Source organism: Streptomyces sp. NPDC102279 (assembly GCF_044766365.1).
Taxonomy (GTDB): domain Bacteria; phylum Actinomycetota; class Actinomycetes; order Streptomycetales; family Streptomycetaceae; genus Streptomyces.
Genome location: NZ_JBIWLU010000004.1, coordinates 230,910 through 243,103, shown reverse-complemented (window position 1 = coordinate 243,103; position 12,194 = coordinate 230,910). Strand labels below are relative to the sequence as shown.

Sequence of the window (12,194 nt, the reverse complement as noted above, 5' to 3'; positions counted from 1 at the left end):
CAGTGCCGCAAGGCGGCGCCCTGCCGGGCCGAGACTCCGGCCGCGATCCAGCAATCCCTCCCAGGGCTTGGTCCGTGCCTGCTCGACGGCGTCGGCGATGGTCCACCGGCGGGCGTCCAGGGCGGGATCGTCGAGTTGGCTCCACGCGATCGGGACGGCGACGGGCGCGCCGGGCTTCGGTCGGACCGTGAAGGGCACCACGACGGTCTGCGCGTACGCGTTGCGCTGTACGTCGAGGTAGAGGCGGTCGCCGCGGTCCTTCTTGCGAGCGGCGGTGGTGAGCCGGCCGGGGTGCGCCTGCGCGAGGGTCTCGGCGATGTCCTTGGCGAACGCGCGCACCTCGTCGAAGTCCTGGCGTCCGTCGAGCGGCACGACGACGTGCAGGCCGCGCGATCCCGTGGTCATCGGCGCCGACGGGAGTTTCACCACGTCAAGGAGCTCGTGCACCGCGCGGGCCGCTTCGCGTACGGCGGTGAAGTCGTCCCCGGTGGCCGGGTCGAGGTCGATGACGAGCCGGTCGGGCCGTTCGACGTCGCCCACCTTCGACAGCCAGCGGTGCAGGGTGAGGCAGGCCTGGTCGGCGAGGTAGACGAGGGTCGCGGTGTCGTGGCAGACGGGGTGGAGGACCGTACCGCCCTCCTTGTGCACCTCGACCCGTTCGATCCAGTCCGGGTAGTGGTCCGGCGTGTTCTTCTGCATGAAGCGGGGCCCGTCGATCCCGTCCGGGTACCGCTCCAGCATCAACGGGCGGCCCCGCAGGTGGGGCAGCATGAAGGGGGCGACGTCACGGTAGTACGCGACAAGGTCGTGCTTCGTGTACTCCTTGGCGCCCCGGCTCGCAGGGAAGAGCACCTTGTCCGGCCGGTGCAGATCGAGCGTGCGGCGACCGACCCGCACGGTGTGGGTGCTGGAGCCGGCCATGATGAAACCCTTCCGTCGACGCTCGGGTGGGGCGGGAAGCCGCTGTACCCGCTTTCCACGCAACACCGCGGACGGACGTCCTGCCACAGGAACGGCAAGGCCACGCGTTCCGCCCCGACGACGCCCTCCTTGCGAGCGAGCTGTCCGCGGCTGCCGCCCGCGGGCGGCGGGTACCCGACCGCCCCGGACCATAACGCGCGCACCTCGGACATCGGGCCCGCGGGTTTCCCCTGCTCTTGACCCTCACCCGCACGTCAGGGTTTAGCGTGCCTCGGCCGGTGGGTCGGCGGTCCGCCCGACGCACACGCCGGCTCGCCCCCCTCCTTCGCCCGAACCCGGAGTCCCACCATGGCCGTTCACCCACCGCTCACCACCCGCGAGATCCAACTTGTCGGCGCACCCGTGGGGTTGCCGGGGCCGGAGCACTTCGCCGTCGTCGAGGTACCGCTGCCCGCTCCACGGGCGAGCCAAGTCGTCGTGCGCAACCGGCACTTCCTCGTCTTTCCAGGGCTGCGTACGCTCATCGGGGGCGAGGTCGAGGGGGTGCCGCTGCCGCCCGTCCACGTCGGCGACGCCCTGTTCGGACCCGCGGTCGGTGAGGTCGTCTCCGTGGGCCCCGGCAGCGGACTGCGCCCCGGCGACCTGGTCACCCACCTGCGCGGCTGGCGCGAGCACGCGTTGCTGAGCGAGGAGGACTGCGTGCCGCTGAGCGACGTGTTGCCCGACCCCGTCGCCTTCCTGTCGTCCGGGCCCGCCGCGTACGCGGCGCTGACCCGGCTCGCCGTCGTGCGCCCCGGCGACACCGTCCTCGTCACCGGAGCCGCGGGAGCCGTGGGGAGTCTCGCGGGCCAGGTGGCCCGGCTCCTGGGGGCCGAGCGGGTGGTGGGCAGCACGCGTTCGGCACACAAGGCCGAACGGCTCGAGGCGGAACTCGGCTACGACGCGGTGGTGGTCCCGGGCACGGCACCGCTCGCCGAACAGCTCGCCGTCGCGGCGCCCGACGGCATCGACGTGCTCCTCGACACCGTCGGCGGCGAACAGTTGACCGCGGCCGTCGGCGCGGCACGGCGCGGCGCGCGGTTCGCGCTGGTGGGCGCGCTCTCCGGGCAGTTGTCCGCCGAACACGATCGCGACGGCACCACCGCGCCCGCGGAGATCGACACGTTCCGCGTCATCACGCTGGGGATCACGCTGCGTGGGTTCAGCAGCTCGGATCTCGGTGAAGCGGCCGAGGAGTGGAACAAGCGCTTCGGGGACTGGCTGCGCTCCGGCGAGATCGTCTTCCCTCACGTCAGGATCGCGGGCATTGATCGCGCGCCCTGGGCGTTGCAGGAACTGTTCGAGGGGCGGCACATCGGAACCGTCGTCGTGGACCTGCCGTAGCGGTGGGCTCCCGGGTGCCGTGGGCTCCCGCCTCCTTGAGAGTGTTCGACGCGGCACCGGGTGGAGGCGGGGAGCGGATGCGGATCGGGGATGCGGCAGCAGCGGCCGGTACGACAGCACGCGCGCTGAGGTTCTACGAGGAGCGCGGGTTGCTGCCACCCCCGCGGCGTACGGCGGCCGGGCAGCGCGAGTACGGTCCTGGCGAGGTCGCCCGGGTCAGGGTGATCCGGGACCTGCTCGCCCTCGGCCTGACGGTGGAGGACCTGTGCGGCCTGGCCGACCGCATCCCGCTGCTCGTCGACGACCCGCGCAGAGGGTGTTCCGGCGGCACGGAGAGTCCCGGCGCCGGCGTCGTCCACCGCCGACTGGCCGCGCTCGACGCCGAGATCGACCGTCTCAGCCGCCTGCGCACCCGCCTGGCGGCACAGACGGGCCACCCGACCGGCTGACCGCCAGGGGCGCGTTCGGCGATGGGACGGCACAGGGGCTGTCGTCGTCTCCGTCGATCGATCGATCGATCGTGGCAGTGAACGTCCGCCCTCTTGAGAACCGCACCAAAGCCCGGACGATCAGGGCCAGTTGTTGCGGGCACATGAAATCCCACGGCTCCACGTGCTGCGGCTCCTGGTCCGACGCCGTTGACCGCGATCCCGTCATTGACGGATCGGAGAATCGATTCGTACGATCGCGACCGGCATTGAGTGTCAGCGTCAAGCCCTGGCTCGCTGACCGGCAACCCTCCTCCGCGGTGGGGTGCTCCAGGTGAAAGCCCGGCGGGGTCGTCCGACCCCGCAAGCGCGAACCCCCGTCAGGGGGACGAGACAGGGAGGCCCGGCGTGCGGAACAGCAGCAGCGACCTGAGCGCCTCGATCGCGGCCGCGGCGATGTTCTCCGGCTTCTCTCGCCGCCGCCACATCGACCTGGAACGCTCCGCCAGCTGTCTGTGTCGCGGCTGACCACACGCCCTGCCGGCCGACGCACTCCGTCGGTCCGTTCGTACGGCGGCTGACAACAGCCCCTGGCGTGACCGGCGTTGTGAGAAAGACCTACCCGCCTCGCACCCCGTCGTCGACGCTCCCCTTCCTGTCTGGCTCGCGCCCGACTCGTCGTCCGGGCCCCGCCTGATTGCCTGTCCCGACTTTCTCGTCCGAACGGTGCCGCCCGTCCACGGCTGCGCCGTCCCGCTTCGCCATGTCCGCTTCGGACAGGCGCGGCGACTCTGGAGTAGGAGAACCCCTTCCGTGACATCCCATCCGGACATCCGATCCGCCCGATGGACAGCGGCCGCCGCCGTCGTGACGAGCGGCATCCTGCTGAGCGGCTGCTCGTCGAGCGGCGGCACCGGTTCGAGCGACACCGCCGCCGGGGCCAGGTCCGGTGGCACGCTGACCTTCGCGGTGGGATCCGACGCCGGCTGCGTGGACCCGCAGCAGGTGGGCAGCAACGACAGCATCTACTCGCTGCGCCAGGTCGTGGACTCCCTGACCGACCAGGACCCCAGGACCGGCAAGATCGTGCCCTGGCTGGCGAAGAGCTGGGACATCAGCTCCGACACGACGACGTTCACCTTCCACCTGCGGTCGGGCGTGACGTTCAGCGACGGCTCACCGCTGACCGCCCAGGTGGTCAAGGACAACTTCGACGCCGTACCGAAGCTCGGCGCCCTGGCCACCCTCGCCCAGGGCTACCTGAGCGGGGTGCGGAGCACCACCGTGGTCGACGCGAGCACGGTCCGGGTGACGTTCAAGAAGCCCAACGCCCAGTTCCTCCAGGCCACTTCGACCCACTCACTGGGCATCGAGTCGGCGGCGAGCGTGAAGCGGAGCGCACAGGAGAAGTGCAGCAAGGGAGTCGCCGGCTCCGGGCCCTTCACGCTGTCGAGCTACGTGCAGAACCGCGCGGTCACGTTGAGCAAGCGCGGCAAGTACGCCTGGGGTTCCTCCCTGTGGACCAAGAAGGGCGAGGCGTACCTGGACAAGCTGGTGTTCAAGGTCGTGCCGGAGGCGGGCGTGCGGAGCGGGAGCCTGCAGTCCGGCCAGGTCGACGCGGTCGGCAGCGTGGGCAAGGCCGACGAGACGGCGCTCAAGGGTGGTGCGGCGAACCTGCAACGCCGCGCCAACCCCGGCGTCGTGTTCAATCTCGGCCTGAACAACTCCCGTCCCCTGCTCAAGGACGCGAAGGTGCGTCAGGCCCTGCAGTTCGCCATCGACCGGCAGCAGATCGTGGACGCCGTCTTCCCGACGGGCACCGAGCCGGCCACCAGCGTGCTGGCGCACACGACACCGAACTACGCGGACCTCGGGCGGGACCTGTCCCGCGACGCGGCGAAGGCCACGTCGCTCCTGGACAAGGCCGGATGGAGGACCGGCGCTGACGGGATCCGGTCGAAGAACGGCACCAAGCTGCGTCTGACCGTCAAGTGGTTCGCCAACGCGGCCACCAACCAGCCCGCGCTGGAGCTGATCCAGCAGCAGCTGAAGGCGGTCGGTGTGGACGTCGTGCTCAAGCAGCTCCAGATCACCCAGTTCGCCCCGACGCTCCAGTCGGGTGACTTCGACGCGGTGTGGGGCAACGTCACACGGGCCGACCCGGACATCCTGCGCAGCTCGTACTCCACCGAACTGGCCAACTTCTACCACCTGCCCCCGAGCTCGCTGGACACCGCGCTGAACCAGCAGGCGGCGACGGCCGATCCGGCCCGGCGCGGCGAACTGGTCAGGAAGGCGCAGGAGTTGCTCGTACAGAACGCGTACGTCATTCCGGTGGTGGAGTTGGAGACCCAGTTGGGTGTGGCGAAGAAGGTGCACAACCTCGGCTTCGACGCCTCCAGCCGCGTCCAGCTGCACGACACGTGGATCGGCTAGCGGCCGGCATGCGTCGCTATGTGATCAAACGCATCGCTCAGGCGGTCGGCGTGCTCTGGGCGGCCTACACGGTGTCGTTCCTGGTGCTGGACTACCTGCCCGGCGATCCGGTCTCGGCGATGGCCGGGGCCGGAGCCGACTCGGGACAGGTCGATCCCGCACAACTGGACGCGCTCCGCCACCAGTACGGCTTCGACAAGCCCGTGCCGGTCCAGTACGCAGAGGCTCTCGGCCGCGCGGTGCGCGGGGACTTCGGGGACTCCGTGTCCACCGGCCGCCCGGTCACCTCGTCCCTCGCCGACGCACTCCCGCAGACCCTGCAACTGACCGGCGCGGCGCTGCTGCTCGCCGTGCTGCTCGGGGGCGGCGTCGCCCTGCTCGCCACGTACACCACCCAACGGTGGCTGCGGCAGCTCCTGTTGTCGCTGCCTCCGCTGGGCGTGTCCGTCCCCACGTTCTGGGTCGGTCTGCTGCTGGTCGAGGTCTTCTCCTTCCGGGCAAGGCTCTTCCCGGCGTTCGGCAACGACGGGCTGCGCGGGCTCGTGCTGCCCGCGGTGACGCTGGCGATCCCGACCGGCGCCCTGGTCGCGCAGGTGCTGGCGAAGAGCCTCCTCACGGCGCTGGACCAGGCCTATGTGGAGACCGCGCGCGCCAAGGGCGCGGGCAGGGTGCGGATTCATCTGCGGCACGCGCTGCGCAACGCGTCGCTGCCCGCTCTGACGGTCGTGGGCCTGCTGGCCGGGCAGCTGATCGCCGGTTCGGTGGTCGTCGAGACGGTGTTCTCCCGTGACGGCCTGGGGCGGGTGACCGCAGCCGCGGTCGCGGCCCAGGACATCCCGCTGGTCCAAGGGGTCGTGGTGTTCGGCGCGCTGATCTTCGTGTCCGCCAACCTGGTCGTCGACCTCGTCTATCCCGTGCTGGACCCGCGGATCGTGGTCCATTCGAGAAGGAAGGTGAGTCCGGCATGAGTCAGACCCTTGCCGAGGACGTGGCCGCGGGGGCGGCGACCGGTCTCGCCCGAGCGGTCGATCCGAGCTCCGCAGCGGGTACCGAACCGACTCCGGACGGGCCCGGTGCCGAACGCCGACGGCTCCTGCGCTTCCTGGTGCGCCGGCCCGGTCTGCTGGCGTCGGCGCTGGTGGTGGTGCTGATCGTGCTCGCCGCCTTCCGGCCCGAGCTGTTCACCTCGCGGGACCCGCTGCACGGTGTGCCGTCGGAGAACTTCCGCGCCCCTGACGGCGCGCACTGGTTCGGCACCGACGAACTGGGGCGCGACGTGTTCTCCCGTGTCGTGCACGGCGCCCAGTTGTCGTTGAAGGCGACGCTGCTCGCGGTGGCCGTCGCGTTCGTCGTCGGCGGGCTGATCGGCCTTGTCGCCGGGTTCGTGGGCGGCTGGGTCGAGGACGTGCTGATGCGCGTCGTCGACGTCCTGCTGTCGATCCCCTCGCTGTTCCTCTCCCTCGCGCTGGTCACCGCGCTGGGCTACGGGACGGTGAAGGTCGCCGTCGCCGTCGGGATCGCCAGCGTCGCCGGGTTCGCCCGGGTGACCCGGGCCGAGGTCCTCCGTGTGCGGCAGGCGGTCTTCGTCGAGGCGTCGCGGTCGTGCGGCGCCCGCTGGTACACGGTGCTGGGCCGGCACGTCCTGCCCAACGCGGTCGGCCCGGTGATCGTGCTGGCCACGCTCGACTTCGGTGCCGCCGTCCTGGCGGTTTCGTCGCTGAGTTTCCTCGGCTACGGAGCGCCGCCGCCCGCTCCGGAATGGGGCACGCTGATCGCCGACGGCCGCAACTACATGGCCAACGCCTGGTGGCTCACCGCTCTGCCCGGTCTGGCGATCGCGGCCACCGGGCTGGCCGCCAACCGCATCGCGCGGGCACTGGACGGCGAATGGTCCGGGCAGCGATGAACGACCCCTGGAGGACACGGACCCACGACGCCGAGATGAGCACCGCCGTGACGAACACGCCCCCGACGAAGGCGGACCGGACGGAGGAGCGGCCGGCCCGTGAGCCGCAGGCCGAAGGAACCCCACTGCTCCAGGTACGGGGCCTGTCGGTGTCGTACCGCACCCGCGGCGGCACCGTGCGAGCGGTGAGCGGGGTCGACCTCGACGTGTGGCCGGGCCAGGTGACGGCGGTCGTCGGCGAGTCGGGCTCGGGCAAGAGCACGACGGCGCACGCGATCACCCGGCTGCTGGCGGCGAACGGAAGCATCGACGCCGGGACGGTCCGCTTCGGCCGCCACGAGAACCTCGCCGCGCTCTCGGAGCGCGAACTCCGGGGTGTGCGCGGTACGAGCATCGGGCTGGTGCCCCAGGATCCGACGGTGTCGCTGAACCCCGTCAAGCGCATCGGTGAGCAGGTCGCCGAGGTGCTGCGCATCCATGGGCTCGCGTCACGACGCTCGGCCGCGTCGGAGGCGGTCGGCGTCCTGGAGCGGGCCGGCATGCCCGACGCGGCCACCCGCGCCCGGCAGTACCCGCACGAGCTGTCCGGCGGGATGCGGCAACGCGCCCTGATCGCCATCGCCATCGCGGGCAGGCCCCGGCTGATCATCGCCGACGAGCCGACCAGCGCCCTGGACGTCACCGTGCAGCGCGTCATCCTCGACCATCTGGAGCACCTCGCGGCGGAGTCGGACACCGCGGTACTGCTGGTGACGCACGACCTGGGTGTCGCCGCCGACCGGGCCCGGCGGATCGTCGTCATGTCCCAGGGCCGCGTCGTCGAGTCCGGCCGCACCGGCGACGTGCTGGCGAACCCGCAACACGCCTACACCAGGCATCTGTTGGCCGGGGCCCCCAGCCTGAACACCGGCCGGCCCCGTGTCACGGTCACCGGATCCACTCCGCCCGCGGGCCCTCGTGACACCCCCTTGCTCGAACTGCGGCACATCGTGAAGGAGTTCCGGCTGCCCGCGACCGCCGAGCCGGCGCGCACCCTGCGCGCGGTAGACGACGTCAGTCTCACGCTCCAACGGGGCCGCACGCTGGCCCTGGTCGGCGAGTCCGGCTCCGGGAAGTCCACCACCGCCCGCGTGGCGCTCCGGCTGACCGATCCGACCGACGGGCGCGTCCTGTTCGACGGCGAGGATGTCACCACCGCCCGTGGTCCCCAAGCCAGGCAGCTGCGCCGGCGAGCCCAACTCGTCTACCAGAACCCGTACGCCTCCCTGGACCCCCGGTTCTCCGTCGGCGAAGTGATCACCGAGCCGCTGCGCGCCTTCAAGGTGGGGGATCGTGCCTCCCGCCTCGCCCGGGCGCGCGAACTGCTCGACCGGGTCGCCCTCCCCGCCTCGATGCTCGGCCGCCGCCCCGCGGAACTGTCCGGCGGGCAGCGCCAACGCGTGGCGATCGCCCGCGCGCTCGCCCTGTCGCCCGACCTGGTGGTCTGCGACGAGCCGGTGTCCGCGCTCGACGTGTCCGTCCAGGCCCAGGTCCTCGACCTGCTCGCGGAACTGCAGGCCGGCACCTCGGTGGCGTACCTCTTCATCTCGCACGACCTGGCCGTCGTACGGCAGATCGCGCACGAGGTCGCCGTCATGCGGGCCGGCCGTATCGTCGAGACCGGTACCACCGAGGATCTGTTCACCGACCCCCGTCACGACTACACCCGCGAGCTGCTGGCCGCGATCCCCGGCGGCCGGCATTCCTTTCCCGCCGTCCGCGCCGCCGTCGAACAAGCCCCGTCCGAGGGCGATTCCGTCGACCTGATCAAGGAGCACACATGACCGTGCAGGACAGTCCGGCAGACCTCCACGCCTTCGCCGAGGCCTGGCAGGAGTGGCACAGCCGTCAGGAGGCCCGGCTCGCGGATCCCCACGGCTTTCTGGCGATCACCGGTCTGCACTGGCTCAGCGAGGAACCGCAGCGATTCCCCGACGCTCCCGGCGCCTGGCGGACCGCCGCCGACGGGGTGACGGTGGTCCTCGACGAGAACGAGGAACTCGTGCTCGGTGACACAGCCGTCCGGGGTGAACACCACTTCGGGGTGCTGCCGGAGCGGAGCAGTGTGAACGCCGTCTGGGGCGACGCGGTGATCGAGGTGGCCAAGCGGGGTGGGCACGACATCATCCGCCCCCGGCACCCCGACACACCCCTGCGGGCGGCGTTCACCGGCACGCCCGCCTACGCGCCACATCCCCGCTGGACGGTGACCGGCCGCTACGAGCCCTTCGACACACCGCGCCCGACTACGGTGGGAGCCGCGGTCGAGGGCCTTGAGCACGTCTACGACGCGCCGGGAAGGGTCAGGTTCGAGCTGGACGGGCAGGAGTTGGCGCTCACCGCGTTCCCCGGCCACGGGGCCGGCAGTCTGCTCGTGCTGTTCACCGACGCGACCTCGGGCGTCACCACGTACGCCGCCAACCGCGCCCTCGCCCTGGAGCCGCCGGCCGAGGACGGAACCGTCGCCCTGGACTTCAACCGGGCCACGAACCTGCCCTGCGCCTACACGGACCTGGCCACCTGCCCGCTGCCCCCGGCGGAGAACCGGTTGCCGCTGGCGATAGACGCCGGGGAGAAGATCCCCTACGAGCGCGGCGGGTCATGAGCCGCGCGTGACCACCGGGTGCCGGTGCTGCCCCGAGGGCGGGGTGGGCGCCGGCCGCCCCGTTCGCGCGACGGCCACGCACCGCGCAGGCCTCAGCGCCCCGCCCGTACGGCCTCAGCGCGGAGTCGAGTGGGCCTCAACTCGCCCTGGAGACCGCCAGCGCGACGTCCCGTCCTGCCCGCTCGTGTTCCACCCGGGCCGTCTCCAGGAGGCGTCGCCAGGAGGTGACCGTGGGGCGGCGGCGGAGCAGGGCCCGGCGTTCGCGTTCGGTCATGCCGCCCCACACGCCGTGCTCGATGCGCTGGTCCAGCGCATAGGAAAGGCACTCGGTGAGAACAGGGCAGCCACTGCACAAGGTTTTGGCGCGGTTCTGCGCCGCACCCTCGACGAACAGCTCATCAGGGTCGGCCTTGCGGCACAGCCCTCGGTCGCTCCAGTCGGTGCTCGCCATCTCGTGATGCCGTCCTCTCCCCTGGCCCCGCGCCTGCGAGTTGCCCCCTTGCCGTGAGCAACAGGCATATGACACTACGCCTTTCGAGGATCGTCACTCTATCTGCGGTCCGTCACCACACCTTCGGGTGATCGAAGCTTGCCTCCGGCACGCGAAAGCGCTAAAGAAGCGCATCCCGGATCAAACAACGCCGGAAGATCGGCAGAGGATGACGCCCCGGGGTGCCGGAATCGGTTGATCCCGATCCCGAGCAGCCCGTTTTCCGACGGCATCAGCGGCCGGGACGGACCTTCCTCCCCGAGGCGGCGCGCACGACGGCCATCAGCGCCGCCGTCACCAGCACGGCGGAAATCGCCGGTGCCCCGAGGCGCGCCCAGCGGACGGCGAGACCACCGAGAGCCGCGCCGACAGGGATGAGGGCGACGATCAGGGCGACATGCCGGTCGAACGTCCTGCGCTGCACGGCCTCCGCGACCAGACCGGTGATCGCCCCGGTCATGTACGCCGTCGTCTCGGCGCCGCCGGTCAGCACCCGGACACCCCCGTTCTGGCATCCCATGGCCAGCGAACTCGCCGCCAGCAGCGCCGCCCGTTGCGCCGCTCCCGGCTCGCCGCCCACGCCGAGCCAGAAGATCCACACCCCCCACAGGAGGACGCACTCGGCCATGAGGGCGGCCCGCACTCCCCCGATCCGGTGACGCCGTCGCCCGAATCCCACCGCCGCCCTGCTCCCGACCAGCACACCGACCACGTAGGCGACGATCGCCAGCGCCGCGAGGCGGGCCGTACCGGGATGTCCGCCGCCGAGGCCGAGCCCGAGCAGGGCGAGGTTGGCGGTCATGACGCTGGTGAACACTCCGCCGAGAACCAGGAACCCCACGGCGTTGACACAGCCGGCGGCCGCGGTCAGCAGGTACTGCGCCGTCCGGTCCAGCGCGGGGGCGGAGGTGTGGCCGCGATCGGCGGGCATGACTCCTCCGTTCACCGCGGCGTGTGCCGTCGTACGACGCCGGGGCGGGCCCGCGGACGTCCGACAGCGGTGCGGCGGGAGCCGCCGGGCCTCCCACGGTATAGCCGCCCCCGGCAGGCCGCCCGATCGGCGGCGCGAGCCGCGGCGGGAGTTCCCGAACCGGGGGCGGCCACGTCTCTCCGGAGAGACCGCGCGCGGTGCCGCCTGGCTAGGGTTGGGTTCTCCTCTGCACGACGGGCCCCCCGGGGGCGGACGTACGTGCAGACGCGGTGTGCGCCGTCCGGCCGACCGGACGGTGTCGTGAGAGCGCAGGGAGCGTTGTGAACGAGGTATCGACCGCCCGGCCGGAGGCAGAGGCCGAACGGCACGCCAGCCGGCTGGAGTTGTTCTTCGACCTCGTCGCCGTGGCGGGCGTGGCCCAGATCGCGCACCTGCTGCACGGCTAACCGGGTCTGTCGGACCTCGGCATGTACGTCCTGCTGTTCCTCGCCCTGTGGACCGCGTGGATCTGCTTCACCCTCTACGGGAACGTGGCCGGGGAAGGCACGCACGCCCGTACGGTGTTGGCCGCCATGTTCGGCATGGCCGTGATGGCGGCCGCGGTGTCCGGCGTCCACGACGGTGACCACGGCCAGGCCAGGACGTTCGCCCTCGCGTACGTCCTCATCCGGCTCCTGGCCAACCGGGCGTGGGAGTTCCGCCGCCAGATCCTCGTCGACTGGCCCGCCGCCCAGATGTCGCTCGGCGTGGTTCCGTGGATCGCCTCACTGTGGGTGCACGAGCCCGCCCGGTACTGACCTGGGAACGCCGCTGGCCGCCGGCCGTCGCCCTGCCGTGCAGCACGCTGCCCCTGCTGATCGCCGCCTCCGGGGCGCGGCTGGCGACGGTGACCGTGGTCTGGCTGCTCGTCGCGATCACGATGTGGCCGACGTACTACGAGAGCCGTCGGGCGAAGAGCGCACGGGCGGCCGCCGCCTCCGCTACAACATAGGGAGGGGCCGGACCGCGGGACGACGTCGGACTCCGGGCCGCGACCTGCCGTGCGCCTCTCCCAC

General features: G+C 71.7%; 14 protein-coding genes and 1 riboswitch. Of the genes, 11 read left to right on the top strand and 3 right to left on the bottom strand.

What is annotated here, in order from left to right:
- A partial coding sequence (ligD, locus tag ACIRQH_RS10950; RefSeq protein ID WP_404225270.1) for a non-homologous end-joining DNA ligase occupies nt 1-921 on the bottom strand: 921 nt, incomplete at its 3' end.
- 348 nt (nt 922-1,269) lie between these two features.
- On the opposite strand from ligD, the gene ACIRQH_RS10945 reads away from it, so the two are divergent.
- The 8 genes from ACIRQH_RS10945 to ACIRQH_RS10910 all read left to right on the top strand — a co-directional run bounded on the left by ACIRQH_RS10945 (nt 1,270) and on the right by ACIRQH_RS10910 (nt 9,718).
- Entirely contained in the window at nt 1,270-2,304 is a 1,035-nt protein-coding gene (locus ACIRQH_RS10945) for an MDR family NADP-dependent oxidoreductase (RefSeq protein ID WP_388873580.1), read from the top strand.
- Nucleotides 2,305-2,381: 77 nt separating this feature from the next.
- Nucleotides 2,382-2,753, top strand: coding sequence for a MerR family transcriptional regulator (locus tag ACIRQH_RS10940; protein WP_388873583.1), 372 nt, complete (start codon nt 2,382-2,384; stop codon nt 2,751-2,753).
- A 244-nt stretch (nt 2,754-2,997) separates the two neighbouring features.
- Nucleotides 2,998-3,108: riboswitch (SAM riboswitch) on the top strand.
- A 32-nt stretch (nt 3,109-3,140) separates the two neighbouring features.
- Nucleotides 3,141-3,260 carry a putative leader peptide gene (locus ACIRQH_RS10935; RefSeq protein WP_358820094.1) on the top strand — a complete coding sequence of 40 codons (120 nt, stop codon included), beginning with the start codon at nt 3,141-3,143 and terminating at the stop codon, nt 3,258-3,260.
- A 285-nt stretch (nt 3,261-3,545) separates the two neighbouring features.
- Nucleotides 3,546-5,168 carry an ABC transporter substrate-binding protein gene (locus ACIRQH_RS10930; RefSeq protein ID WP_388932365.1) on the top strand — a complete coding sequence of 541 codons (1,623 nt, stop codon included), beginning with the start codon at nt 3,546-3,548 and terminating at the stop codon, nt 5,166-5,168.
- An 8-nt stretch (nt 5,169-5,176) separates the two neighbouring features.
- Nucleotides 5,177-6,136, top strand: coding sequence for an ABC transporter permease (locus tag ACIRQH_RS10925; RefSeq protein ID WP_388932363.1), 960 nt, complete (start codon nt 5,177-5,179; stop codon nt 6,134-6,136).
- Nucleotides 6,133-7,074: an ABC transporter permease gene (locus ACIRQH_RS10920; protein WP_388932360.1), complete on the top strand. Its 942-nt coding sequence runs from the start codon at nt 6,133-6,135 to the stop codon at nt 7,072-7,074. Before ACIRQH_RS10925 ends, ACIRQH_RS10920 begins: the two co-directional genes overlap by 4 nt.
- Nucleotides 7,075-7,109: 35 nt before the next feature.
- Complete coding sequence (locus tag ACIRQH_RS10915) at nt 7,110-8,897, top strand: dipeptide ABC transporter ATP-binding protein (protein WP_404225267.1); 1,788 nt, start codon at nt 7,110-7,112, stop codon at nt 8,895-8,897.
- Nucleotides 8,894-9,718 (top strand): DUF1684 domain-containing protein, encoded by an 825-nt coding sequence (locus tag ACIRQH_RS10910; RefSeq protein WP_404225265.1) that lies wholly within the window; start codon nt 8,894-8,896, stop codon nt 9,716-9,718. Before ACIRQH_RS10915 ends, ACIRQH_RS10910 begins: the two co-directional genes overlap by 4 nt.
- Before the next feature lie 136 nt (nt 9,719-9,854).
- On the opposite strand, the gene ACIRQH_RS10905 is transcribed toward ACIRQH_RS10910, so the two are convergent.
- Both ACIRQH_RS10905 and ACIRQH_RS10900 read right to left on the bottom strand, forming a co-directional pair.
- Nucleotides 9,855-10,169, bottom strand: coding sequence for a WhiB family transcriptional regulator (locus tag ACIRQH_RS10905; protein ID WP_388933288.1), 315 nt, complete (start codon nt 10,167-10,169; stop codon nt 9,855-9,857).
- A 271-nt stretch (nt 10,170-10,440) separates the two neighbouring features.
- Nucleotides 10,441-11,139 carry a YoaK family protein gene (locus ACIRQH_RS10900; RefSeq protein WP_388933286.1) on the bottom strand — a complete coding sequence of 233 codons (699 nt, stop codon included), beginning with the start codon at nt 11,137-11,139 and terminating at the stop codon, nt 10,441-10,443.
- A 320-nt stretch (nt 11,140-11,459) separates the two neighbouring features.
- Here ACIRQH_RS10900 and ACIRQH_RS10895 point away from each other — a divergent pair, with 320 nt between their 5' ends.
- From ACIRQH_RS10895 to ACIRQH_RS10885, 3 genes are read left to right on the top strand one after another with little or no spacing between them, the layout of a single operon-like run.
- On the top strand, nt 11,460-11,585 hold the full coding sequence (locus ACIRQH_RS10895) for a hypothetical protein (RefSeq protein ID WP_388933284.1): 126 nt from the start codon (nt 11,460-11,462) through the stop codon (nt 11,583-11,585).
- A gap of 21 nt (nt 11,586-11,606) precedes the next feature.
- A complete protein-coding gene (locus tag ACIRQH_RS10890) occupies nt 11,607-11,936 on the top strand; it encodes a low temperature requirement protein A (protein ID WP_404225263.1) in 330 nt (109 codons plus the stop codon).
- Nucleotides 11,909-12,130, top strand: a complete 222-nt coding sequence (locus ACIRQH_RS10885; RefSeq protein WP_404225261.1) for a hypothetical protein — start codon at nt 11,909-11,911, stop codon at nt 12,128-12,130. The genes ACIRQH_RS10890 and ACIRQH_RS10885 overlap by 28 nt, the downstream gene beginning before the upstream one ends.
- Nucleotides 12,131-12,194: the final 64 nt, after the last annotated feature.

Coding starts and splice junctions, on each gene's coding strand:
- ACIRQH_RS10925 (WP_388932363.1), top strand. CDS start 5,177: ATGCGTCGCTATGTGATCAAACGCATCGCTCAGGCGGTCGGCGTGCTC.
- ACIRQH_RS10890 (WP_404225263.1), top strand. CDS start 11,607: ATGTACGTCCTGCTGTTCCTCGCCCTGTGGACCGCGTGGATCTGCTTC.
- ACIRQH_RS10905 (WP_388933288.1), bottom strand. CDS start 10,169: ATGGCGAGCACCGACTGGAGCGACCGAGGGCTGTGCCGCAAGGCCGAC.
- ACIRQH_RS10915 (WP_404225267.1), top strand. CDS start 7,110: ATGAGCACCGCCGTGACGAACACGCCCCCGACGAAGGCGGACCGGACG.
- ACIRQH_RS10910 (WP_404225265.1), top strand. CDS start 8,894: ATGACCGTGCAGGACAGTCCGGCAGACCTCCACGCCTTCGCCGAGGCC.
- ACIRQH_RS10945 (WP_388873580.1), top strand. CDS start 1,270: ATGGCCGTTCACCCACCGCTCACCACCCGCGAGATCCAACTTGTCGGC.
- ACIRQH_RS10900 (WP_388933286.1), bottom strand. CDS start 11,139: ATGCCCGCCGATCGCGGCCACACCTCCGCCCCCGCGCTGGACCGGACG.
- ACIRQH_RS10940 (WP_388873583.1), top strand. CDS start 2,382: ATGCGGATCGGGGATGCGGCAGCAGCGGCCGGTACGACAGCACGCGCG.
- ACIRQH_RS10920 (WP_388932360.1), top strand. CDS start 6,133: ATGAGTCAGACCCTTGCCGAGGACGTGGCCGCGGGGGCGGCGACCGGT.